Consider the following 24,031-nt stretch of genomic DNA (forward strand, 5'->3'; position numbering starts at 1 on the left):
TTGAGTTCTAAAAAATAGTCCCTCCATGGTACTCCAGGTAGCGGCCGGTGCAATCTTTAATAGGGAGGGACAGGTATTGTTATCTAAACGTCCGCCCCATGTCCATCAAGGCAATTTGTGGGAATTTCCCGGGGGTAAGTTGCAGCCAGGGGAGGAGATTCGCCAGGCTCTTTCCAGAGAGTTATGGGAGGAGCTAGGAATCCAGGTTCTCCAGGCCCGCCCCTTGTTGCAGGTGCGTCATGATTATCCAGATCGGTCCGTACTGCTCCATGTTTGGCGAGTGGAGCGTTTCTCGGGCATGCCCAAGGGGCAAGAAGGACAGCCTGTGGTATGGGTTCAGCCCGAAAATTTAAGCGCCTATCCCTTGCCCGCGGCCAACAGCCCTATTGTGACCGCGGTGTGTTTACCGCCAACTTATTTGATTACTAAGGAGCCGGCCGGAAACCAGATAGTATTTCTGAGTAGTTTGCGCCGATCATTACAAGCTGGGGTACGGCTGGTTCAGCTACGCGCTAAAAAGCTCAGTTCTGAGCACTACCAAGATTTGACATGGAAGGTTCAGCGCTTGTGCTTTGAATATAAGGCCATCTTATTAGTCAATACGGTGCCTGCTCAGGCCGCTGAGTGGGGCGCTGATGGGGTCCATCTGACGGGCAACCATTTAATGCATCTTTCCCAGCGACCATTGCCAGCCGATAAATGGGTGGCCGCTTCTTGTCACAATGCCGAGCAGTTGGCCCATGCTGCTAGCATTGGAGTGGATTTTGCCGTACTAGGGCCTGTCTGTCATACCTCCACGCATCCTCAAGCATTACCCTTGGGGTGGGAACGGTTTCAAACGCTCATCGCGCAAATTCCCTTTCCCGTCTATGCCTTAGGGGGGCTGGGGCCGGAGCATGTAAAGGAAGCCTGGAGCCGAGGGGCTCAAGGTATTGCTGCTATCCGGGGCTTATGGGGAGATAGGGGGAGTAGAGATTAAAATTTTTTTATTTTTCCGAGGAAGGGGTGGAATGTTCCTCCTCGCCTGGGATTCGGTGATTTTCCGCCGCCCAGTCGCTGAGATCAATTAGGCGGCAGCGCTCGCTACAAAAGGGGCGCCAGGGATTTTCCTCGGACCAGAGGGTTTCCCGGCCACAAGTAGGACAATTAACATAGCGTTTTCTCTCTTTGTTCATAAAAATTAGCTCCGTTGCTGGGAAGTCAAGAAGAGATACTTTTGATGGTAATGCTCTACTTGGCGCTGCAAGGTTGCCAGATCGGTATCATTGACAATGATATCATCTGCGGCCGCAAGTCGGGCGGCCCGTCGAGATTGGGTCTGCAGAATGGCATCGATTTCGGTATCTGAAAGCCGGTCGCGGGCCTTTACTCGCTGGCGCTGGATGGCATCGGGGATATCAATAACCAGGGTTCGGTCAACGATATCTTTTTGGCCGGTTTCCACCAGCAGTGGAATAACCAGAACGCAGTAGGGTGTAGTAAGCCGAGTAGCCCGGCGTTCCATCTCCTGAAGTATGCGTGGGTGCAGTATCGCTTCCAGGCGGGTTTTTAACGCTTCGCTGGTAAATACGAGGCGCCGCAGGCAGGATCGATCCAACCCTCCCTGGGGATTTAATATTTCCCTGCCAAAAGTGGCGACAATCTCGGCAAGTGCCGGCTGGCCAGGTTCGACCAGCTCTCGGGCAATGATATCGGCATCAATAACAGGAACGCCTAATTCGGAAAAACTCCTGGCTGCCGTGGATTTGCCGCTACCGATACCACCCGTGAGCCCAACTTTGTAAGGCGTTTTGCTTGGGATTTTAGGGGGACTGAATTCAACTTTGTCCATGCAAGATTTTATCTTCCGGTGAGGGAAAGATAAAATTGGTTGATATCCTGCCCCCACATCAAGGCAAGCCAGCCTGCGGCGGCGAGGTAAGGGCCGAATGGGATAGGAGTCTCCCGGTGCTGGCTGGAAAGATAAAGCCATGCGGTTCCTAGCAGGGCGCCTACGATCGAGGAAAGCAAAATAATGGCAGGCAGCATCGTCCAGCCTAGCCAAGCGCCGAGGAGTGCTAAAAGTTTAAAATCGCCGTACCCCATGCCCTCTTTTTTGGTCAGGAGGCGAAACAGATGGTAAACCAGCCATAGGGAAAGATAACCGGTTATCGCACCAATAAGACTGGTTCGGGCATCCGTGAACACTTCAAATAAACCTAGCCCTAGACCAAACCAAAGAAAAGGGAGCGTAATATTGTCGGGCAGCAGTTGATGATCGAAATCAATAAAGGTGAGCGTAATCAGCGCATAGCTTAAGAGCAATGCCGCCATTGTTTCCCAACTGACGCCAAAGCGCCAAGCTACGGCAATAGAAAGGATGCCGGTTAGTAGTTCTACCAGAGGATAGCGGAGAGAGATAGGCGCCTTGCAGTAACGGCAGTGTCCCCTAAGCAAGAGGTAGCTGAATAAAGGTATGTTCTCCCAGGCCCCGATTTTGTGGCGGCAGGCAGGGCAGTGGGAGCGGGGGAGAGATAGCGTTAACGGTTCCCGCTCCGGCAGTGGCTTGCCGTGTAGTTCTGCGCACTGATCTTCCCATTGTCTTTCCATCATGAGAGGAAGACGGTAAATAACGACATTGAGGAAACTGCCGACGGCTAAGCCCAGCAAAAAAACCGATGCCATAAAGACAGCGGGATAACTCTCGAAAAACACAATAGCTTCCATTAATTCCAACTAAATCTAGTTAAACCACCGAGCCCATTTTGAAGATGGGTAAGTACATGGCAATAACAAGGCCGCCTACCAGAACGCCTAGTATCGCCATGATCAGAGGTTCTAGCAAGCTGCTCAGGGCGTCAACGGCATTATCGACTTCTTCCTCGTAGAAATCCGCCACTTTGCCCAGCATCTGATCGATGGAACCTGCCTCTTCCCCGATAGCCACCATTTGCACCACCATGTTAGGAAATAATTGACTACTGCGCATGGCCGCTTGCAGCTGGGTGCCGGTGGAGACCTCATCGCGTATGCGGAGGATGGCCTGGGTATAGACAGAATTACCCGCAGCACCAGCCACGGAAACCATGGCTTCAACCAAGGGGACGCCAGCCGCAAACATGGTGGAGAGGGTACGGGCGTACCGGGCGATAGTGGCCTTATTCAGGATTTCGCCGATCACCGGCAATTTGAGTAGTAGTTTATCGAAGAGATGGTTAATCTTTTGCGAGCGCCGTTTAGCCTCTATAAGACCGTAGACAGCGCCTCCCATAGCTCCGAAAATAGCCCACCACCATTCCTGAAAAAGAGCGGAAAGCTTGAGGACCAGCAAGGTAAGCGCGGGCAGATCAGCGCCGAAATTCTGGAACAAAGCCTCAAATTGGGGAATAACAAAGATGAGCAAAATAGCAGTAATGATAAAAGCGACCACCACCACGGCAGTAGGATAAAATAATGCTTTTTTTATCTTTCCCTTGATGGCTTCTGTCTTTTCTTTATACATGGCAATTTTATCCAGCAGGGTCTCCAGGGTGCCGGATTGCTCTCCCGCATGGACCAGATTGCAGAAAAGCGGGTCAAACTGCCGTGGATGTTGTTTAAGTGCTTCGGCCAGGGTACCACCACCTTCCACTTCTCCCTTGATTTTTAGGACCATCTCTTGCATGGAAGCACTTTCATGGCCACGGCCTATAATTTCAAAGGCTTGAACCAGGGGCACGCCCGCAGCCATCATGGTTGCAAGCTGGCGGCTAAATATCGCGATCTCCTTCGGGGTGATTTTCTTCTTGCGCTGACCAAGCAAGGGTCTAGGCTTTTTGCGTACCTTGAGAGGTGCAATACCCTGGCGTCGTAGATCCGCTTTCACCATACTGAGGTTTTTACCGCCCACTTCGCCTTTAATTTTCTGTCCTTGCCGGTTAGCGCCTTCCCATATAAAAATCTGCTGTTTTGTTGCCGCTTGTGCCATCTGATTACTCCTTCGTTACACGGTTAATTTCTTCTATACTGGTCATGCCATCAATAATTTTTTTAAGCCCCGATTGGCGGAGATCGGCGACGCCTTCTTTTTTTGACTGCTCCGCAAGTTCCATGGAATTGCCTCCCGCCATAATAATGCGGCCCATCTCCTCTGATACAGGCATGACCTGATAGATACCCACGCGGCCTTTATAGCCTTTGGTGCAGTGCTCGCAGCCTACTGCCTTATAAAGGGTGGGCGTGGTTTCCAATTGAGCTTGGGTAAAACCTTCTTCTAGCAGGGCTTCGTGGGGTATCTTTTCGGGTGTTTTGCAGCGGGAGCAGAGGCGCCGGGCCAGGCGTTGGGCGATGATCAAAGAAACTGCCGAGGCGATGTTGTAGGACGCCACCCCCATGTTTAATAGCCGGGTCAGGGTTTGGGGCGCGTCGTTGGTATGAAGGGTGGAAAGCACCATATGGCCGGTTTGGGCAGCTTTAATGGCAATTTCAGCCGTTTCCAGATCCCGAATTTCCCCCACCATGATGACATCGGGGTCCTGACGCAAGAAGGCTTTAAGGGCGCCGGCGAAAGTCAAACCGACTTTGGGGTAGACATTGACTTGGTTAATACCAGGCAGATTGATTTCCGCTGGGTCTTCGGCAGTGGAGATATTACGGTCCGCGGTATTAAGAATATTAAGCGCAGTATAAAGAGAGACCGTTTTACCACTGCCCGTGGGGCCGGTAACGAGCACCATCCCATAAGGGCGGTGAATGGTTTCTAGAAAGAGTTGTTGTTGTCTTTCTTCATAACCTAGCGCCTCGATTCCCATTTGCGCGCTGGAGGGGTCCAGGATACGCAATACGATTTTCTCGCCGAATAAAGTGGGGCAACTATTTACCCGAAAATCAATGGCGCGATTTTTGGAAATATTCATTTTCATGCGCCCATCTTGAGGTACCCTCCGTTCGGAAATATCCAAGCGGGACATGACTTTGAGGCGGGCTGCCAACCGACCGGACAGGGCAATAGGAGGGGTGGCGACTTCCCGCAACACCCCATCTTGCCGGTATCTGATCCGATAGATTTTTTCATAGGGCTCAAAATGAATATCCGAGGCTCCCTGATGAATGGCGTCCAACAGAACTTTATTAATAAAACGAACTACCGGGGTATCATCAGCCTCCGATTCAGCAGAATTTTCCGGAGGCTCATTTTCACCTCCAGAGATGTCAAGGTCATCTAGCGCCGTATCGTTTAGGTCTGCCAGGGAAGTGTCTTGGGCCTCCATGGCCCGCTCGATCATGCGTGCTAGCTTGTCTTCTTCAACGAGGATAGCTTCGGTATTAATTCCCGTATGGAACTTGATTTCGTCTAATGCTTGCAGGTTGGTGGGATCGGCCACGGCAACGAAGAGACGATTTCCACGCTTGAATAAGGGTAGTGCCTGATGTTGGCGAACCAATTTTTCTTCCACGAGTCCTTTGGGAAGATAATCCAAATCCAAGGCATTGATATCGAAGAGAGGGACGCCGAATTCTTGGGAGGCTGCTTGACCAATATCCAGGCTTTTAAGTAGCTTTTGCTGTACCAGGTAAGTCACCAAAGGAGTGCCGCTTTTACGGGAATGCTCGTGGGCTTGCCGGGCATTGGCTTCACTAAGCAATCCATCCTCTACCAAACGGCGGACCAGACCGCTCATTATGATCTGTACTCCAGGAGTGGCCATATACTTTAATTTACCTCCAGCAGGCGGGATATTCCGTAGCGACGATCTCAATCATGGAAAAGCCATGGAAGCGAATTTCCTTCATAACTTTAAAGATATCGCAAGATTGCGCTGATTCTTGAGGAATACGAAATGGGAAATGGAATCAGGGGGTGAAAATCATAGCCAGAAAACCGCTACAATGGGAATTTAAAATTTTTAGGAGAAAGCAGAGTGCTGCGAAATTGGGGATTATGGGGATTGATGGCATTATTGCTTATAGGACTATTCGCAACAGGATGCGGCCAGAAAGGCCCGCTTTACTTACCAAAGGAAAACGGGATGGTGCAAAAGGTAAAGTGAATGATGGAATATTTTCATTACTGCAATAACGTTTTATGGGCGGAAGAGATTCCCTTGCCGGAGATTGCAAGCCGCTTTGGTATGCCCTGTTATATTTATTCCCGTGCCGCGATTGAGCATCAGTGGCGGGCATTTGATCAAGCTTTTGAGGAACATCCTCACCAAATATGCTATGCGGTGAAAGCAAACTCTAATCTGGCGGTTTTGGATATTTTAGCCCGTTTGGGGTCGGGCTTTGATATCGTGTCGGTGGGCGAGTTGGAACGGGTGCTGGCGGCAGGGGGCGATCCTGGACGGATTGTGTTCTCTGGGGTGGGTAAGCGTACTGACGAGATGGAGCGAGCCCTTGCTGTCGGTATTGCTTGCTTCAATGTGGAATCCGAGGCCGAATTGCTTCGTTTGAATGAGATTGCTGGCAAATTGGGGCAGCGGGCGCCAGTGTCTTTGCGGGTAAATCCGGATGTGGATGCACGCACCCACCCTTATATTGCGACCGGGTTGCGTGATAATAAATTCGGCATAGAAATTGATCAGGCCCTAGCGGTGTATGCTCGTGCGGTTACCTTGCCTCACATCGATATCCTTGGCGTGGATTGTCATATTGGCTCTCAGCTTACTTCTTTATCTCCTTTTCTGGCTGCTCTAGAACGGGTACTAGCGTTAGTAGACCAGCTCGCTAAGAGGGGGATTGAAGTTCGCCATATTGATCTTGGAGGTGGTTTGGGAATCATCTATCGGGATGAGGCGCCTCCAAGCCCTCAACAGTATGCTGCCGCTTTACGGGAGAAACTAGCGGGGAGAGACTTGGAAATATGGATCGAACCCGGTCGGGCCATTGTCGGCAATGGAGGCGTGCTGCTAACTCGGATCGAGTATCTTAAACAGGCGCCCCAGAAAAATTTCGCCATTGTGGATGCAGCGATGAATGATTTGCTTCGCCCAGCGCTCTACGATGCCTGGCAGGAGATTATCCCGGTGACCGTGGACGCCACAAGGGAAGCGCTCTTGTTTGATGTGGTGGGGCCCGTGTGCGAGACCGGTGATTTTCTTGGTAAGCAGCGCCAGCTCGCCATTGAGGCAGGAGATTTGTTGGTAGTGCGCGCTGCGGGGGCCTACGGTTTTACCATGAGTTCCAATTATAATTCCCGGCCCCGGGCCGCTGAAATAATGGTGGACGGTGCCGAAGCCCATTTAGTACGGGAGCGGGAAACCGTGGAGTCCCTCTATGAGGGTGAATCGACCTTGCCTAGGTAGGGTGCTGGCCAGTATCAGCAAGGCCAAGAAAATAACAGGTGGTAGCAGCCTTGGAGCGTATTCCTGAGCCTGAGTTAATGGATGATAAGACCCAAGCACGGGCCTATGCTGAGGCTGATTTTTCCGAACCTAACAGCCATTTTATTGAACTGCTCCGGGGCGCTTTTCCTGCTGATGCCTTGAGTGGTTATGTGCTTGATCTGGGCTGTGGTCCGGGAGATATTACCTTACGGGTGGCGCGGGCCTGGCCTTCCTGTATCGTCCATGGCGTGGACGGTGCTGCGGCGATGCTGCATTACGGGCAACAAGCGGTTAGCAAAACCAGGTTGAAGGCGCGGGTAAAGTTCGTGCATGGCCGGCTGCCGGCAGTGCGTTTGCCTAGAAAACAGTACGATGTGCTGATTAGCAATAGCCTGCTTCACCATCTCCTTGAACCGGCCATTTTATGGAATTGCCTAAAGCGTTACGGTGTTAGGGGCGCGCCGGTCTTTATTATGGATCTGTGCCGCCCGGCAACCCGTAGTGAGGCAGTAGCCTTAGTGGATCAATATGCCGCGGATGAGCCGGAGATATTGCAGCGAGATTTTTTCAACTCACTGTTGGCGGCCTTTAAGCCTGAAGAACTCCAGGAGCAACTAGCCCAGGCAGGACTGGATTCCCTGGAGGTAGTGGTAGTGAGCGATAGGCATTTGGTCATTTCGGGGTTTTTAGCTTTTTCCTGATGAGATTGATATTTTTTGTCCTTGGGTTAAGTAAGCACAATGCGTATTGCTTTTACTAAAATGCAGGGTTTGGGCAATGATTTCGTAGTCATCGACGCCTTTTCCCAGCCACTGTTCTTAACTGCCTCCCAGGTACGCTGGATTGCTAATCGCCGCTTGGGCATAGGCTGTGACCAAGTATTGCTAGTAACGCCCGCTTCCTCGCCAGCGATTGACTTTGGTTATCGGATTTTTAATGCTGATGGCGGTGAGGTAGAGCAATGTGGTAATGGGGCCCGGTGCTTTGCCCGCTTTGTACGTGAGCGGAAGCTCACCGACAAAAATACGCTACGGGTCCAGACTGCAGGCGGCATTATTCAGCTGCAATTAGAGCCCGATGGGCAGATCACGGTAGACATGGGTGTGCCCCGTTTTGCTCCCCAGCAAATCCCGTTTAAGGTAGACCATGAGGCAGACTATTATTCACTGGAGCTCGATGGGCAGCAGCTGGAAATTGGAGTCGTATCCCTGGGTAACCCCCACTGCGTGTTGCGGGTACCCGCTGTTGATGCCGCCCCTGTAGCCCATTGGGGACCCTTGCTGGAAAATCATCCTTGCTTTCCTCAACGGGTGAATGTGGGGTTTGCGCAAATTGTTTCCCCTAGCCATCTCCGGTTGCGAGTTTATGAACGGGGTGCTGGAGAGACTCCCGCTTGTGGAACTGGAGCCTGCGCCGCCGTGGTGATAGGCAAGCGGCGGGGCTGGTTGAGTGGGCAAGTTAAGGTGGATCTGCCTGGCGGGCGCTTAGGTATTCGCTGGGAAGGTGATGGTCAATCTGTTTGGATGAGCGGACCGGCAGAAACCGTATTCGAGGGGAGTTTTGATCTATGAAAAAGAAAGCAAAAGAGAAAGAAATACAGAAAACCTCGCCAGAGGAAGCGCAGGAGCGGGAGCAGTCCATAGCAGAATATCTGTGGACTCATTCAGATTTTTTTGCTCGCCATCCGGATCTTTTAAGGAAATTGACTATTCCCCATCCCAGCGGCGCTGCAATTAGCCTGGTGGAACGGCAATTAGCACTATTACGGGAACAGAATAGGGAATTAAAGCAGCAGTTGCACGATTTGATTGAAAATGCCGTAGTCAATGACGATTTAAGCAAAAAAGTGCATCAATTAGCCTTGGGGGTGTTGACAGCGGCTACTCCCCAGGCGGCGATTGAAGTTTTATTTTCTTCTTTACAGACTGGTTTTGACGTAGATGTTATCGCCTTAAGGTTATTCTTCGATGGTGAATCTTTGCCCCCTTCCTTGCCGGATCATTTTAATGTGGTGCTCGTTTCTCGACATGCTCCTGAGCTTGAAGTGCTCGCCAGTGTTTTGAAAAGTTCCCAACCTATTTGTGGTCGGCTTACTGGGGAACAGAGGGATTATTTATTTGGAGAAGAGGTGGAACGGGCGGTTTCTTGCGCTTTGATTCCCTTGGGCAGAGATCAGCGCCGGGGGGTGCTTGCCATGGGCAGCCAAGAACCGGACCGGTTCAGGGCTGATCTAGGGACCATGTTCCTGGATTATTTAGGGGTCATGGTGGAGCAGGTCCTCCATCGCCATTGGCCATAACTGAATCATGGGAGAGGAACGGCAAATTTGGATACAAAAATTCCTTCTTCATCTTCAGTATGAGCGAGGGTTATCGCCGCAGACGGTTGTTAGTTATCGTCGTGACCTTGCAAAAGTCATGGCCTTTTGCGGCCGCAATGGGATCGGGAACTGGCAAGCACTGGATGCCCAAAAAGTGCGGGCGCTGGTGGCCGCTTATCACCAGACGGGGCTTTCCGGAAGGAGTATTCAACGTCTTTTGTCGGCCCTCCGTAGCTTCTATGTCTACCTGCAGCGTGAAAACATCGTGGATCATAATCCAGCTCAAGGAATTTCCGCTCCCAGAGGAAAACGTGCGCTGCCCCCTACCCTCGATGTGGATCAAGCTGCCCAATTATTGAATACTAAACCTTGTGGCGATCTCTTGCTTCGCGATCAAGCCATCCTGGAACTCTTCTATTCTTCCGGACTGCGGTTGGCTGAACTGGTTGGCTTAAACCTAAGTGCGTTGGACTTGGATACCGCTTTAGTACGGGTCGTTGGCAAAGGCGCCAAAACCCGGGAAGTCCCTCTTGGCAGGCGAGCTAAAGCAGCCCTTTTAGCATGGCTCCCAATACGGGCGGGGTGGATCAGCCAGAGCCAAGAGGCCGTCTTCGTGACTCGCCGCGGCCGCCGTCTCTCTCCCCGCGCGGTGCAAAAACGGCTGCGTCTCTGGGGGTTGCGGCAAGGCTTCGATGTGGCCATCCATCCCCATCGTCTGCGGCATGCTTTTGCCTCCCATTTGCTGGAATCTAGCGGTGATTTGCGGGCAGTGCAGGAATTGCTAGGCCATGCCGATATCAGTACGACGCAAATTTATACCCATTTGGATTTTCAGCATCTCGCTAAAATTTATGACCAAACTCATCCTCGGGCCAGAAAAAAGCGCTAACTGATCACATTCTGGCGCTGGAATCTGAAAAAAAAGAGACAGCGGTCGATATCAATTAAATAAAGTCGGGTGAGATTTTAGAAGTATGCAAAGCTGATAGCCGCCTGTTGTATTTTTTAGTTAAAGAGTCCACGAGATGTCGTTTGCTACTCGATTTGATGAACTTAAAGCCATGGGTGATTTACCCTCCCCTTCCGGGGTTGCCCTGGAAATTATGCGCCTTACCCAGCGCGAGGAAACCTCCATCCAGGATTTAGCCAGGGTCATCCAGGCCGATCCGGCACTTGCGGGAAGGTTGCTTAAGTTTGCTAATTCTGCCTCCGTGGGTGTCCGTCGCCCAGTGGTTGCCATCGAAGACGTGGTAAAATTGCTAGGTATCGCTGCTATCCGTCAGTTTGTCCTGGGGATTTCCGTCCTTTCAAATTATAGCCATGGCCGCTGTGAAGGGTTCGACTACCCTGGTTTTTGGTCTCATTCTTTAGCGACAGCGCTTGCTGCCCAGGCGCTTGCGGGCTTGGAGCGCGTTATTGCGCCAGAGGAGGCGTTTACCTGCGGTTTGCTTGCGCGCGTGGGTCAGTTGGGTTTAGCCGCTATTTATCCTGATAGCTATACCGCCGTTTTACTATCATGCAGCCACGCAGATGAGCAAGCCTTGCTCGCTCGCGAGCATGAGAAATTTGTTACCAATCATAGGGAAATGACTATAGCACTGCTGGAAGACTGGGGTTTACCCGCTGTTCATCTGGAGGGAATCGCAGCTAGCTATCAGCCTGGGCCAGGAGAGTTGGAGGGTGCTTCGCGGGTCCAGCGAATAGCTCGGCAACTCTATTTTTCCGGCCATATTGCCAGGTTTTGTGTGGCCCAGGCCGCTGAGCAGTCTGAGCGGTTGGCAAATCTGGAAGAGCTTGCTTTCTCCTTTGAATTGGATGAAGCATCCTTGGAGCGGTTGCTTAAAAAAATTACGCAAGCGTGGATTGAATGGGGACGGTTATTGGCAGTGCCTACCCAGGAAGTGCCTTCTCTAGTTAATCTTAAAGAGGAGCTACAAGAGAAAATGGAGCGGCAAACCTCTGCTTCAGAGGCTAGCAATTTTACTCCGCTTAGGATATTGCTGGTTAGCGATGATGAATTGAATTGCAAACGCTTTACGGGTTGGCTTGAGAGCATGGGACATTCGGTGAATGTTGCCCGCGAGGGGAGGGAGGGACTCTCTCTGGTTTTGGAAAACCAATGCCAGCTTGTCATTTATGAGCACCGCTTATCAGGAGCGAGTTCCATGAAATTCTGCCGGAGCTTGCGGGAAATGAAGCGCGGCCAACAGGTTTACCTTATTGTGCTAACCGGTCCGATGAGCGGAGATGAGGCCATTCGGATCTTCGAGGCGGGGGCCGATGATCATATCGCCAAACCTTTTAACTATGAAGTGTTACAAGCTCGTGTTGGAGGTGGGGAACGTTTGATTCGTCTCCGGGAAGAGGCAGAACAGGAGCGGGAAGCGACTCGTGGTTACCTGGCGGATTTAGCCGTGGCTAATCGTCGTCTTGGGCAAATGGCGATGACCGATTCGCTGACGGGGCTTCCTAATCGCCGTTATGCAATGGAGCGGATGGAACAAGCCTGGGCCGAGTATGAACGCAATCAAAATCCTTTCTCCTGTTTGGTGATAGATTTGGATTACTTTAAACAGGTCAATGATCAGTATGGTCATGAGGCTGGCGATGGCGTCTTGCGGGAGATCGCCAATGTGTTCCGCAGCTCGGCCCGGAGCAGCGATATAATTTGCCGTTTAGGCGGCGAGGAATTTTTGGCTGTTTGCCCTGACACCGCCTCTGCCGAAGCATTTCATGTGGCTGAACGATTACGGCGTGCCGTGGAAGAGCATCGCTGGACCTCGCTGAATTCCACTGGCGCATTAAGTATCAGTATAGGTTTGGCGACAAGTTTAGAGGAAATGCAGCACTGGAATGATCTTTACCGGTTGGCCGACCAAGCGCTTTATCAAGCAAAGCGTAGTGGCCGGAACCGGGTTTGTATGGCGTCTTCTCCAGACAGGAAAAACTAAACAACCTCCCTCGTCCATCATCCCGCACGGGTCCATGAAAACAACCTTCCGTTTATCTCGAACCGTCTCAGGCCCCCTTTTTAAGGCACTAGGCGAAATCCGAACCTCCCCCGCGGCGTGAGCCGTTTTACTCCCGTCATTATCCCGGTAAAGTTTTTGAGAAGCATGGAGCGGTTTCGCGCTGCTCAATGGCTCTTGCGAGTGGCTCCTCCATTCACACAGGAGGGCGACTACGAGGCGGCAGGTATAGTGATTTCTTTGGCGTGTTTAGCTCGGGATGATCGACGGATGGTTCGACCTTCAACCTGCCTGAAACTGGCAAGCAGCACGAAGCCGAACTCAAGCTCGAAGCTTTTGATGGACGATTGTTCTCGACTCTGGCTTTTTATAGTAATTTGCGTTAATAATGTGCCATTATGAGTTACTCGAATGTTGTTACAGGTGGCATAGATTTCCTTTTTCGGTAGTCCTGCATTGTGAGTGATAATCAGGATCGGTTTGTTGGGCAAAGGGTCGCATTATATAGTCATTTCATTGAATTATAAGACAATATAAGTTGGTCGATTGTTGTGTTTTGAGGGATGGATTTTCTCCTTTTTTTCATGGCGCCGAATGTTTTTTCTATGGGGTTAAAGTCTGGCGAGTAAGGCGGCAATGGTATGACCATGTGATAAGCCGGCGCCACGAACTTCTGAATACGTTTATGCTTGTGGAAGCTGGCGTTATCCATGACGATGATGGTGGGTTCATCCAGCTTTTTCATCAGGCATCGCTCAATCCATGTTTCCACAAGAGCTGCTGTACATGAGCCTTCAAAAAGGATGGGAGCCAGCCATTTTTTCTGACGTCCCGATGCATTGTGACGTTGCGCCATGATCAGATTGGTTCTGCGCTTGCGTTTTCCGCTCACAAGACCAAGAATTTTTTGCCCCTTTGTTACCCAGCCCATATCTCTATAGCAAGGCGCATCAAAGCCAGTCTCATCAATGTAAATCAGGTTCTTAAAGCCCCTCATGCGATGCTCGGCGCGGAGCTTTTCCAAATACTCCTGCCTTTTCATAGTACAGCGCTCGCTATACCCGCGCTCTTTTTTTTACGATGCCCAAGCGCTTGAGCGCATAGTGCATTCCGCTCACAGCAACGCCAAAAATCTCAGCACGCTCATGCAAGAACATATCGGGATGGTCCTTAACATGTTTCTTTAAAGCCTCTTTATCAATCTTGCGATCTCTCGAACCATGAATTTTCGGGGTTAAATCTTCCATATCAAGCCATCTGTATAGAGTAGAGCGGGAAAAACCAAAAAGACGGGATGCTTCAACCTTACTGCCGCCGTTTTTTATGTACGAGAGCGCGGCCTCTCTCAAATCAAGTGAATAAGTCATGCTAAAGCATAACATGTCCCATAATTAAATGAAATAACTATATCATCGAAAACAACCTATCCTTGAGCCGTGGCGACGACCTGACTTCGCTCATCCTCCCCAATCAGTCGCGGGGTAATACGCTCGCCTCGTAGGTAGCGGTTGATGGCATCATGGCTAAATCGTTCACAGCGATCCGCAAAATTCGTTGGTAGTGCTGCATACCGAGTGATTATACGCTATATATTAAGGATCTGTTTTTCTAAAGGAGAGCCCGATGAATTGTCCCCGATGTGGTGGATTTTCTATGGTTAAAAACGGGTGCAACGGAGCAGGTACCCGCAAGTTTTTATGCAAAGCGTGTGGTCGGCAATTGGTAGAAAAACCCAAAAATAGCCCCCTCACTGATGAGACGAAGAGCTGGATGGATAAATGACTTTTAGAGCGAATACCGCCTGCCGGTATTGACCGGGTCACGGGCGTTTCAGCGCGGTGGCTGCAATATTATGTCAATGATAAATATGCGCGTATACCACGGCGAGTGGAGATAAAAAAAGTCCAGAGCTCGTTTAACCCTTGAGTGCGATGAGCTTGGGTCATTTGTCGTTAAAAAGGCTTACGAACAAGGGGGTTGGTTGGCACTCGATCGGGATACCCAAGACATTGTGGGCATTTATATGGGTGAGCGGAGTCCAACAGGAGCGCAAAGATTATGGCAGTCTTTATCGGCAGTGTGCCCTGTGTTACTCGGATTTTTGGGAAGGCTATCACGCCATCTTCCCAACTCAACGCCATCGAGCCGTCGGTAAAAAAACAGGGCAAACCCATCACATTGAGCGCTTTAATGGTACGCTTAGGCAGCGCGTGTCACGTTTAGTGAGGAAAACGTTATCTTTCTCCAAAAAGTTGGACAATCACATCGGCGCCATTGGGTATTTTATTCACCATTACAATGCAACCCTTCGACCAACAACCCCAGCCCGATTATTACTCAACTTGCAGCACTACCAATTCGTCAACGTGCAGTTGATCTGGCTGACCAGCAGGTATTGGCAATAATCTAAACGCCTGACCAATGTTTTCATGCTATCAACTACTAACCTTTTACTCAGGAAACGACCCTTTAAGGCGCTTTTGCGTAAGTCCTGAGATGATATCTTTTTATGGTTGATTGTTATCTTAACATTCCCGGGGCGGGAGAATTATGAAAACGTGGTATGTTAATGGGGATTGATGTAAAGGCTATTTACTCATTTAAAAATTTAGATAGAGTTGTCCATGAAACGCAAAATAGTTGATTATCACCAAGATGAGCACGGCGACTGGGTGGCGGATCTAGAATGTACTCATGGCCAGCATGTCCGGCATCAACCGCCATTTATCAATCGACCGTGGGTGGAGACTGTTGCAGGACGCCAGTCAATGGTAGGGCGAGTCCTCAACTGTGTTAAGTGTGATTCTGTTGAGATCCCGCTTTGAGTGGAATTTTAAAGCGAGTACAATATTTACCTAAGTATTTACCGTACATTTTGAAAGAAAGCTAACATAATTTTTGGGATAGGCAGGCGTAATGCCGTGCATAATGGCGAGAAAGATGCAGGTGTTTGCAGTCTCTCGGGCTTAATCGGCGCTTTTTCCGTCAACCAAGCTAGTTTCAAAAACACCGGCGTGCCTGAAAAGGTAGCTTAAAGTAGGGCGGAGAGAGTTTTCTCCTCATTGGAGGTGGGAGAATGATAATCGGAGATCATGCAGCCGTATATTTGCCACGGCGTGCCGCCCGGTTGCAGTCGGCGCGATGAAGCAACGCTTGCTGGGCTGCTGTCACGTGGGCATCCTGGCCTGACCAAATTTCCATTGCTGGCTGTTGAATGGCGCGGGCGAACGAGAAGGCCAATGCCCAAGGAAGTTGCGACTGCCAGCGAGCATTCATGGCGTTTAAGCGGGCCGAGGCCAGTTCGGGGGATTGGCCGCCCGACAGGAAGGTAATGCCGGGAACGGCAGCGGGAACGGCCCGCAGGAAACAGCCTACCGTGGCATCGGCGACTTCATCCACCCCTTCTTGTTGAGGGCAGTCCAATCCTGGAAGCACCATGTTGGGCTTCAAGATCACACCCTCCAGCATCACCCGTTGGCGGTAAAGCTGGTTGAACACTGTTCGTAGAACTTCCTCCGTGACCTTGCGGCATCGCTCTAGGGTATGGGTGCCGTCCATGAGCACCTCCGGCTCGACGATGGGAACCAGCGCGGCTTCCTGGCACAATGCCCCATAACGGGCCAGGGCCTGTCCATTGGCTTCGATGCAACCCCGGCTGGGAATGTCTTTGCCAATAGTGATCACTGCGCGCCACTTGGCAAAACGGAGGCCCATTTGGGCATATTCCGCCAGGCGATCACGCAGTCCATCCAGCCCTTCGGTTATTTTCTCGCCGGGATGGCCCGCCATTTCCTTGGCGCCGGCGTCAACCTTGATGCCGGGGATGATTCCCGCATCCATGACGGCCTTAACAAAGGGGATGCCTTCATTTGTTTGCTGCCGGACCGTCTCGTCATAAAGAATCGCGCCACTGATGCTCCGCCCAAGCCCAGGCGTGGTTACGATTAATTCCCGCCAGGCGCGCCGAGCCTCTTTGGTTTGGGGAATTCCCAGCTTGGCAAAACGTTTATTGCAGGTTGGGTTACTTTCATCCATCGCCAACACGCCCTTGTCATCGGCAACCAATTTCCTCGCGGTGTCTATCAGTGCTTGTGTTTTCATTGGGGGGCTCCATTTCCAGTTACGAATTTCCGGCATGTCTTGGCCATGTTTGGCAATATACTGCTTGTGCTCGATCAACTTATTTCTGAGTCGTTGCTTTAGGTAGACGCCTTTTTCACCAATTTGGGGGGTGATCAATAACATCCATTACCAAGTGATGGCGGCCGAGGTCGCTCAGATGTTTCCATGGAGCTTCCGGCAGGAAATCCTTGTTGGAGGATGATCGCTTTTGCCGGCATATTCGCAAACGCCTGCCAGCCCCAGTTTAATGCGCTGTTTCCCGCCGCATGCCCAGCCAGGCCTTAATCGTGGCGATCACCAGCGGCGCCGCGCCGAAGATGATGAACACTAGATCTGCTGGCAGCCGCAGCCACTCGATAATGTGGGAGCGCGTGCTGCCCACGTAGTCGATGCTGCGCGCGTGCCAGTAGCCGTGCTCGATCACGTCCCATACCTGCAGCACCCCGCCGGGGAACAGGTTCAATGCCATCATCAGCAGTAGGCCCAGGTTGGTGCCCCAGAACGACACTTTAACGTACTTCTCGATGCCGGCCCAGCGCTCGTCGCTGCTGGTCTGGCGCAATACCAGCACCATCATTGCGATGGCCAGCATGCCAAACACGCCCATCAGCGCGGTATGGCCGTGGTTGGGGGTAAGGATGGTGCCCACCTCGTAGTAGCTGACGATCGGCAGGTTGATCAGGAAGCCGAACATACCGGCGCCGAGGAAGTTCCAAAACCCCACCGCCATCAGGAAGTAGAACGTCCACTTATGGGGGATCGCGATTGATTCGCCGCAGATCTCGCATTCGCTGCGGGTAGTGCGTACAAAGTGCCACGCATCCAGCGTTAGCAGGGTCAGTGGCACCACTTCCAGCGCCGAGAACATGGCCGAGACGGCCATGTTGAGGCCGGTTTGCCCATTGAAGTACCAGTGGTGGCCAGTGCCCAGCAGGCCGCCTAGAAAATACAAGATGGCATCGAGATAAATCACCCGCAGGGCGGTGTTGCGCGGAGTCAGGCCGAGCTGGAAGAAGGTCAGCGCCACCACCGTGGTAGCGAAGAACTCAAAGAAGCCTTCCACCCACAGGTGAATGATCCAAAAGCGCCAGGTATCGACTACGGTGAAATTGGTGTGCGTGCCATAGAACAGCGCCGGCAGGTAGAACACCGGAATGGCCAGCGCTGCCCACAGAAACATGCGCGTCAGCGGACGCACCTGTGGGTTGTCGTTGTGGCGGGGCCGCGCCACCCACAGCAGCAGTGCAAACCACGCAAATAGGCCGACCACCAGCAAGATCTGCCAGAGGCGGCCGATCTCCATGTATTCCCAGCCCTGGTTGGCCAGCCAGAACCACCATTTGCCGAGTAGTTGCGACATGCCCACCCATTCGCCCAGCAGGCTCGCGCCTATCACCACCACAAAGGCGCCGAACAGCAGGTGTATCCACAGGGCGAATCCTTTCGGCTCGTCGCTACGCAGCGAGCGCCCGAGGAACAGGGCGGTCGCCACGTAGGCGGTGGCGATCCAGAAGATTGCCGTCTGCAGATGCCAGGTGCGCAGCAGGTTGCTAGGGAACACATCCTCCAGGCGGAAGCCGTAGAAGCTGCCCGGATCGGCGCGAAAGTGCGCGGTACCGCCGCCTACTAGCGTTTGCATCAGAAACAGCAGTGCTACCACCACGAAGAATTTCACCAAGGCGCGCTGGCCCGGTCCCGCCTGCCCCGGCAGCAGTTGCGGATGCACATGACGGCCCGCACTTACCCAGCCCAGGTAGTCGAATTTGCCGAAGGCCAGCAGCGCCACTCCAATGCCGCCCAGCAGCATGAGCAGGCTCAGGGCGCTCCATAGCAGCGCTGGTCCGATGGGTACGTTGCCCACGCTCGGATCGTAGGGGAAATTGTTAGTGTAGGAGTAGTCCTTGCCAGGCCGGTTGGTGACCGAGGCCCACGCGGCCCAGGTGACGAACGCGGCAAACTGGCGCAATTCCTGTGGATCAGTGATCAGGCCGGGCTTTAAACCGCCGTTGGTATCCGGGTGCTGGAAGTAATCCGTCCAGTACGCGATTTGCTGGCGGTAGATTTGCGCGGCGGCCGGCGCCAGCGTTAGCACACCGGTGGTTGCATCGTAGCGATTGGTTTTCAGCAGATCCGCTACCTGTACCTGCACTGCATCGCGTTGGTGCCGAGCGAGTGCCGATAACGGCCTCTTGTATTGCAGCATCGCCAGGGCGCGGGCGCTGTCCTGGCCAATCTGGTGCAGCGCCTCGGCGGAATAGTCCAGGCCGAGGTAGCCGCCGTGTCCCCAGATCGAGCCATTGTCCATCAATCCGTACTTCAGGAATACGCCCTGGCCGGCACGAATGTCGTCGCCAGTGAACACGATGGCGCCGCTCGCGTCCACCACCTGCTCGGGTATCGGCGGCGCATTTCGGTAGGCCAGCACGGTGATCGCCAGCAGGGCGGCCAGGCCCAGCACCAGCACGGCCAGCACCCAGCGGAGCCACCATGGCGACAGCGGCGGGTCAGCGGTATCAATCAAGCTGTTTTCGATGGCGTTGGTCCCATGTATTTCCATAGCGTCAGCACTTTAGTATGGATAAGCTGGAAACTAAGTTTATGGCTGGCTTCTTTAATCATTGAGCAAATTGAATGAAGCTAGCTGAGCGCGTGTGGAATCATAATCCGTATGAAGGATGCTTCGAATTCCCAATCCTGCCGCGATCTGGACGAACATGGGCGTATTTTCAATATAAACTACCTGCTGGGACGGCTCCTGGGCGATGTCGAGTGCGAGCCTAAAGATCTCTTCATCAGGCTTGCGGAGGCGAACAAAGCAGGAGGAGATAAAGAAATCCACCACCTCGCCCAGCTTGAATTTGCGAATCCGATAGGCATTTAGCTCGCGCGCTTCGTTGCTAACCACGGCGATTTTCAATCCGTATTTCGCCTTGAGCTTACGGACCAACTCGATCATCTCGGGGTAGGGTTGCGACTGCGCGAACATAAACTCCCGGAATTGATCCCGCGTGAATGAGCGATCCTCGTGGAAAACTGTCCGGCTCAAATATTCCTCCAGGGTCAGCTTTCCCTCCTCGTAGGTAGAAAAATTCAGACGATGCCGATTCTCCATCTCAGCCCATTCCAGTTTGAAGTGCTTCGCCGCCCATTCGCGAGCATGGTGATCCCACCCATTGGTAAGCAAAACACCCCCGATATCCAGAAACAAGGTTGTCATTGGGGTAGCATTTTTCATCACGTTTCGCGCAAGTTTTAGGCTGTGGAGGAGAATATATTTATCTGTGTGCTGCCTTAAAACCAAGCTCAGGCTTTAATACTTACGTATAGACTACCTGTATGAGAGTGCAAGCAGTTTTAACCTACGCTGGCGGACGACATTTGGTGTTAACAGAAGGGGCTAAGCCCGGGTGCCATATAACGGCTCAAAGCGCCTTTAAACCCATATTAGCATTGGCGGCGCTCCGTTGGTCTATTGCGCAGCCATTCACGGGCTTGCTCAAGTTCCTCTAGCTTGAATAACTTGATCTCCGCTTTGAAAAGAGGGTTTAGCACTTTAACCCAAGCGGATATCCAGCTTTGATCCGCAACTACAGCCACATGGGTCATGTCGCTAAGGTGCTCAAAACCAAATTTGATGTCATCCCAAAACTTTGACCATGGGATTGGCGGCGTATCTAGATCGCCGATGCGTTCAAGAACTTTTATCGATCCGTGCTCCCTAATGGCGGCGTTGAATGTTCGTAGCGCTTGGTCGAATTCCTCGGCGGTAGCTGAACCCTCGAAAGACATTTCGACAATATTCGTACCAGGAATTGGCTCTACTTTAATCATTGGGATCTCCTTTGTGCTTGGCTTATTGTAAGGCGCCCATAATTTTATTGAGCAGTGTAACCGCCATCTATCACTAACTCGCTGCCAGTCATAAATTTAGATTCATTGGATGCTAGGAATAGCACGCCATAGGCAATATCATCGGGTTCTCCGATCTGGCCTAGGGGATGGAGGCTATCTAGTTGTTCTCTAAACGTCTTAGCTCCTTCCGGCGATCTGCTTCCTAGTTCTTCTACCAGGGGCGTCCAGATAAAGCCAGGATGTAATGAATTCACTCTAATATTATCTCGTGCGTAAAGCAGCGCATCATTCTTGCTCATCAGCCGAACAGCGCCTTTGGAGGCATGGTAGGGTGGAATGTCCGCGGCACCTACAAGGCCATAAATAGAAGACATATTGATAATGCTGCCGCCACCAGCTTTTTTCATATACGGAATTACATGTTTAGTGCAGAAAAATACGCCTTTAACATTAACGCTGATAACTTTATCCCATTCTTCTTCTGTTATTTCATGAGTAGGTTTATCTACCCCGGAGATACCCGCATTATTGACAAGGATATCTATTGAGCCAAACTCATTGGCGGCATGAGTTAATACGCTGCTAACATTTTCTTCCTTAGAAGTATCGAGATGCCAGTATTTTGCAATTCCACCGGATTCTTTGATTTCATCTATTGTTTTTTGTCCTTCTTTATCTTTTATGCCGGTTACAGCGACTTTTGCTCCTTCTCTGGCCAATAATAGAGCAGTTGCCTTCCCTATTCCGGAGGTACCCCCCGTTATAATAGCCACCTTTCCTTCAACTCTTCCCATATTGTTACTCCTCTTTCCTTCTACTGTCTTTCTTTATGATACCCTCAATATTGGCTTTTAGGTTTTCTAACCTCATAATTTCAGTATGGATCAAAAATCAAGTATTCCTATACCGCCAGATTATTTTCTTTAAGAGAAAGTATTTTTTTATATTATCCGGAAGAGAGAGCAAGAGCTTTTAACCCATGCCAACCCAAAAAGAGCAATTATTTGCTGCCCTCGAAAAGGCAGGAGTCCCTCCTGTCCCCCATGAATTTTCGGTGGTGCCTTGGCACCAATTTATCTCCTCTAAGACGATGGCGGAGATCAGGAACTTTATTAAAGTTTTTGAACGTGTTACCACCCGGTTGGAGTGGCAAAAATCTGTAACTACTGTTGCTCCGGAGATCGCCCGGCATCAGCGGGCTGAGGTTTGTTTTTTCAGCGCCTGGGATTTTCATTTGCCGCCGGATCAAGACTGGCAAGTGATCGAGTTCAACGATAATGGCTCGGGCCTTCTCTTCGCAGGGTTAATGAATGATCTTTACTACCAAATATTTAATTTATCTCAAGATACCGCTCTACAACTTCCTCCCACGTATATTGAATTGATAGGACAAATTATTCGTTATGTAAAGCAGGAGGCAAAAGAATTTTTTGAACATTGGCCCCAAGGATTATTTCTGATTCTGGAGGAGGTGGAAGCGCTGCAAAAGGGAAAATTTCGCAATGAACTGTTTCTGCTGCGAGATATTTTTTGTCACCAAGGTTGGAAGGCGGCAATCGCTTCCCCCGAGCAATTGTACTGGGACGGGAGGCGATTACACTGGGAGGGACAAGAAGTCTCTTTTATCGTAAATCGATCCACCGATTTTCTCTGGCAGGGGAAAATTTTCTCTCCGCTGCGGGCTGCCTACGAGGCAGATCAAGTCTATGTGGCGCCTAATCCCTTCACCTATGCCACCCGCAGTGATAAGCGTTTGCTGGAACGGCTTTCCTTATCTGTTTGGGACCAGGAATTGGGCATTCAACCTGAAGAGCGAGCGGTTCTCAGCTCTCATATCCCGGAAACCCATTGGCTGCGGCCGGAAAATGTTGAAGAGTTGGCCCACAGAAAAGAAGAATTCATATTCAAGCCAGCGCAGGGGTTTGCGGCGAGAGGATTGCTGGCCAGTACTCAGGTGGGCCGCTCGCGCCTGCGCCGGTTACTCAAGGAAGGGGCAGGGTATGTGGCCCAGAAAAAAATCCCCAAAAGCCGTTTGCGTGGAGAAAATCCTGAAAACAGCGAATTGTGGACTGATTTGCGAGTTTGGGCTTATCGAGGGGAAATTCTCCTGTTGTCAGGTCGGGCTTCAAGCTCTCCTGATAAGCTTGATTTATCGCCGCCCGGTGGCTGGCTTCCCACTTATGTCCAGCAAGTTTAGCGGAGTGGGTAAAGAGTATTTTGGGGCATTGTTAGAGACGGTCTGATATTTTCCCGCCACTGAATGAGCTGGGTTGTAAGGGAGCGTTCACCATATAAACGCATACGCTCAATATAGATGGTTATGAAATTATGATAGAGCTTGATGAGTCCCTTATTAAGCTGTTCGGTAACAAGGTCGCTATCTTCAGGGAGGGAATGAAGTCTCCACTGGTAGCCATAACGTACAAGCTCGGCATCCTTACCATTGAAATGGTCGGCATAGTATTGGCAAGAAGCCTCATTGCCGGCTATTTCTCCGGTTCTTTCAAGGTATATGAATCGGGCTGGAAAGAGGATGGTTTTAGTGACATACACAGTCCCTTTTTGGGTGATGCGCGCGCAGTCGAAGAATTCCTCTATTCTTTCCTTGTGACCAAGAGAGTTAAGAGCAAACTCGGCCCCAGAGATCTCCAGTTCTTTTTGGGTAGGTTTGATTAATTCACTTCGAATATCCGTTCCCGTTAGAAGTAATGCGTGGTCTATCAGATCGAGTCGATCAAAGGGAGGATAGCGACCAGCGTCAATAATACCGTTAATAGAGTCTACAGAACCCCAGAAGATAGAAACGTTATTTTTTATTGCCGGGTTTTTATTTCGAGCGATAGATCGGATTTTATCAATGTTGAATTTATCGTCCTCTTGGAGCGGGCTAGCAAGGATAATTCCGATGTCAATATCGCTGGCAACTTCACTAAAACCACCTCTGGCTAGACTGCCCATAAGATAGATAGCGATACATCTATTTTTAAAGATATCTTGCGCCGCTAGTGCTACATTAGTTACTAATAATTTTATTGCGTGGTTGTCCTTTTTCACACCATTTCTCTTGAAGGGGAATTATCGTGTTTTATCCCAGCTTACAGAACAGGGCTAAAAGACTGTGGAAAGCCATACCTGATGGTGCTATTGATTTATTTTATAATTCCTTTGCATAGGTTTCTTTTGTCATCATCTTTAATGAGATTGCATCTTGAATTTTTATCGGTAATTAATGCAACGCAGAAGAATTTATAATCCTTATTCTGTATTAAATAGCACCAAGAAACTTGAGATGCAGATATTGCCTGACAGAAATGTTTGGTATCCATATCTTGAATGAGATTGCAGTTGGCTTTTACTGAAGTCATCATCAGATTAGCTAAAACTGCAAGCAGTAAACCTAGATTTCTCACCGCCAGATGATCAAGAATACGCCAAAATTTATGTGTGCTGCCAATCGCAGCGGTGCGATTTTTTTATGATGGTTA

General features: G+C 50.9%; 23 protein-coding genes and 1 pseudogene. 11 read left to right on the forward strand and 13 right to left on the reverse strand.

Features of this window, described 5'->3' with window-relative positions; translation table 11 throughout:
* Nucleotides 1-25 precede the first annotated feature (25 nt).
* A complete protein-coding gene (locus tag NWAT_RS01985; RefSeq protein ID WP_013219479.1) occupies nt 26-979 on the forward strand; it encodes a Nudix family hydrolase in 954 nt (317 codons plus the stop codon).
* A 7-nt stretch (nt 980-986) separates the two neighbouring features.
* On the opposite strand, the gene yacG is transcribed toward NWAT_RS01985, so the two are convergent.
* From yacG to pilB, 5 genes are read right to left on the reverse strand one after another with little or no spacing between them, the layout of a single operon-like run.
* Entirely contained in the window at nt 987-1,175 is a 189-nt protein-coding gene (gene yacG, locus NWAT_RS01990; protein WP_013219480.1) for a DNA gyrase inhibitor YacG, read from the reverse strand.
* Nucleotides 1,176-1,180: 5 nt separating this feature from the next.
* Nucleotides 1,181-1,831 carry a dephospho-CoA kinase gene (gene coaE, locus NWAT_RS01995; protein ID WP_013219481.1) on the reverse strand — a complete coding sequence of 217 codons (651 nt, stop codon included), beginning with the start codon at nt 1,829-1,831 and terminating at the stop codon, nt 1,181-1,183.
* An 8-nt stretch (nt 1,832-1,839) separates the two neighbouring features.
* Nucleotides 1,840-2,706, reverse strand: coding sequence for a prepilin peptidase (locus NWAT_RS02000; protein WP_013219482.1), 867 nt, complete (start codon nt 2,704-2,706; stop codon nt 1,840-1,842).
* A 19-nt stretch (nt 2,707-2,725) separates the two neighbouring features.
* Nucleotides 2,726-3,946 (reverse strand): type II secretion system F family protein, encoded by a 1,221-nt coding sequence (locus tag NWAT_RS02005; protein ID WP_013219483.1) that lies wholly within the window; start codon nt 3,944-3,946, stop codon nt 2,726-2,728.
* Nucleotides 3,947-3,950: 4 nt separating this feature from the next.
* A complete protein-coding gene (gene pilB / locus NWAT_RS02010; protein ID WP_041350397.1) occupies nt 3,951-5,666 on the reverse strand; it encodes a type IV-A pilus assembly ATPase PilB in 1,716 nt (571 codons plus the stop codon).
* A gap of 152 nt (nt 5,667-5,818) precedes the next feature.
* On the opposite strand from pilB, the gene NWAT_RS18150 reads away from it, so the two are divergent.
* The 7 genes from NWAT_RS18150 to NWAT_RS02040 all read left to right on the forward strand — a co-directional run bounded on the left by NWAT_RS18150 (nt 5,819) and on the right by NWAT_RS02040 (nt 12,554).
* Nucleotides 5,819-6,037 (forward strand): hypothetical protein, encoded by a 219-nt coding sequence (locus tag NWAT_RS18150; RefSeq protein WP_232420183.1) that lies wholly within the window; start codon nt 5,819-5,821, stop codon nt 6,035-6,037.
* Nucleotides 6,012-7,262, forward strand: coding sequence for a diaminopimelate decarboxylase (gene lysA, locus NWAT_RS02015; protein ID WP_198342191.1), 1,251 nt, complete (start codon nt 6,012-6,014; stop codon nt 7,260-7,262). Before NWAT_RS18150 ends, lysA begins: the two co-directional genes overlap by 26 nt.
* Before the next feature lie 50 nt (nt 7,263-7,312).
* Nucleotides 7,313-7,984, forward strand: a complete 672-nt coding sequence (locus tag NWAT_RS02020) for a class I SAM-dependent methyltransferase (protein WP_013219486.1) — start codon at nt 7,313-7,315, stop codon at nt 7,982-7,984.
* 39 nt (nt 7,985-8,023) lie between these two features.
* Nucleotides 8,024-8,854, forward strand: a complete 831-nt coding sequence (gene dapF, locus NWAT_RS02025; RefSeq protein WP_013219487.1) for a diaminopimelate epimerase — start codon at nt 8,024-8,026, stop codon at nt 8,852-8,854.
* Nucleotides 8,851-9,582, forward strand: coding sequence for a DUF484 family protein (locus NWAT_RS02030; protein ID WP_013219488.1), 732 nt, complete (start codon nt 8,851-8,853; stop codon nt 9,580-9,582). The genes dapF and NWAT_RS02030 overlap by 4 nt, the downstream gene beginning before the upstream one ends.
* Nucleotides 9,583-9,589: 7 nt before the next feature.
* Complete coding sequence (gene xerC / locus NWAT_RS02035; RefSeq protein ID WP_013219489.1) at nt 9,590-10,492, forward strand: tyrosine recombinase XerC; 903 nt, start codon at nt 9,590-9,592, stop codon at nt 10,490-10,492.
* Between the two features lie 136 nt (nt 10,493-10,628).
* A complete protein-coding gene (locus NWAT_RS02040) occupies nt 10,629-12,554 on the forward strand; it encodes a diguanylate cyclase (protein ID WP_013219490.1) in 1,926 nt (641 codons plus the stop codon).
* Nucleotides 12,555-13,080: 526 nt separating this feature from the next.
* Here the strand turns inward: NWAT_RS02040 and NWAT_RS02045 are convergent.
* On the reverse strand, nt 13,081-13,614 hold the full coding sequence (locus NWAT_RS02045; protein WP_013219491.1) for a transposase: 534 nt from the start codon (nt 13,612-13,614) through the stop codon (nt 13,081-13,083).
* 13 nt (nt 13,615-13,627) lie between these two features.
* Complete coding sequence (locus NWAT_RS16930; RefSeq protein WP_013220071.1) at nt 13,628-13,939, reverse strand: IS630 transposase-related protein; 312 nt, start codon at nt 13,937-13,939, stop codon at nt 13,628-13,630.
* 256 nt (nt 13,940-14,195) lie between these two features.
* Between NWAT_RS16930 and NWAT_RS15890 the strand changes: the two are divergent.
* Together NWAT_RS15890 and NWAT_RS15895 are read left to right on the forward strand one after the other, a co-directional pair.
* A pseudogene (locus NWAT_RS15890) lies at nt 14,196-14,881 on the forward strand (IS1 family transposase); the annotation flags it as partial.
* Between the two features lie 315 nt (nt 14,882-15,196).
* Nucleotides 15,197-15,397, forward strand: a complete 201-nt coding sequence (locus NWAT_RS15895; protein ID WP_013219493.1) for a DUF3565 domain-containing protein — start codon at nt 15,197-15,199, stop codon at nt 15,395-15,397.
* A 265-nt stretch (nt 15,398-15,662) separates the two neighbouring features.
* Here NWAT_RS15895 and NWAT_RS02060 read toward each other — a convergent pair whose 3' ends face one another.
* The 5 genes from NWAT_RS02060 to NWAT_RS02080 all read right to left on the reverse strand — a co-directional run bounded on the left by NWAT_RS02060 (nt 15,663) and on the right by NWAT_RS02080 (nt 21,340).
* Nucleotides 15,663-16,817, reverse strand: coding sequence for a class I fructose-bisphosphate aldolase (locus NWAT_RS02060; RefSeq protein WP_157679780.1), 1,155 nt, complete (start codon nt 16,815-16,817; stop codon nt 15,663-15,665).
* Nucleotides 16,818-16,938: 121 nt separating this feature from the next.
* Entirely contained in the window at nt 16,939-19,251 is a 2,313-nt protein-coding gene (locus NWAT_RS02065; RefSeq protein ID WP_013219495.1) for a nitric-oxide reductase large subunit, read from the reverse strand.
* A gap of 54 nt (nt 19,252-19,305) precedes the next feature.
* Nucleotides 19,306-19,911 carry an HAD family hydrolase gene (locus tag NWAT_RS02070; RefSeq protein ID WP_198342174.1) on the reverse strand — a complete coding sequence of 202 codons (606 nt, stop codon included), beginning with the start codon at nt 19,909-19,911 and terminating at the stop codon, nt 19,306-19,308.
* A gap of 227 nt (nt 19,912-20,138) precedes the next feature.
* Nucleotides 20,139-20,525 (reverse strand): SpoIIAA family protein, encoded by a 387-nt coding sequence (locus NWAT_RS02075; protein WP_013219497.1) that lies wholly within the window; start codon nt 20,523-20,525, stop codon nt 20,139-20,141.
* Between the two features lie 44 nt (nt 20,526-20,569).
* Nucleotides 20,570-21,340, reverse strand: coding sequence for an SDR family NAD(P)-dependent oxidoreductase (locus NWAT_RS02080; protein ID WP_013219498.1), 771 nt, complete (start codon nt 21,338-21,340; stop codon nt 20,570-20,572).
* A 185-nt stretch (nt 21,341-21,525) separates the two neighbouring features.
* On the opposite strand from NWAT_RS02080, the gene NWAT_RS02085 reads away from it, so the two are divergent.
* Nucleotides 21,526-22,743 (forward strand): hypothetical protein, encoded by a 1,218-nt coding sequence (locus NWAT_RS02085; RefSeq protein ID WP_013219499.1) that lies wholly within the window; start codon nt 21,526-21,528, stop codon nt 22,741-22,743.
* On the opposite strand, the gene NWAT_RS02090 is transcribed toward NWAT_RS02085, so the two are convergent.
* Entirely contained in the window at nt 22,740-23,600 is an 861-nt protein-coding gene (locus NWAT_RS02090) for a nucleotidyltransferase domain-containing protein (protein WP_013219500.1), read from the reverse strand. The genes NWAT_RS02085 and NWAT_RS02090 overlap by 4 nt on opposite strands.
* Between the last annotated feature and the right edge of the window lie 431 nt (nt 23,601-24,031).

The sequence above is a fragment of the Nitrosococcus watsonii C-113 genome (genome assembly GCF_000143085.1).
Taxonomy (GTDB): domain Bacteria; phylum Pseudomonadota; class Gammaproteobacteria; order Nitrosococcales; family Nitrosococcaceae; genus Nitrosococcus; species Nitrosococcus watsonii.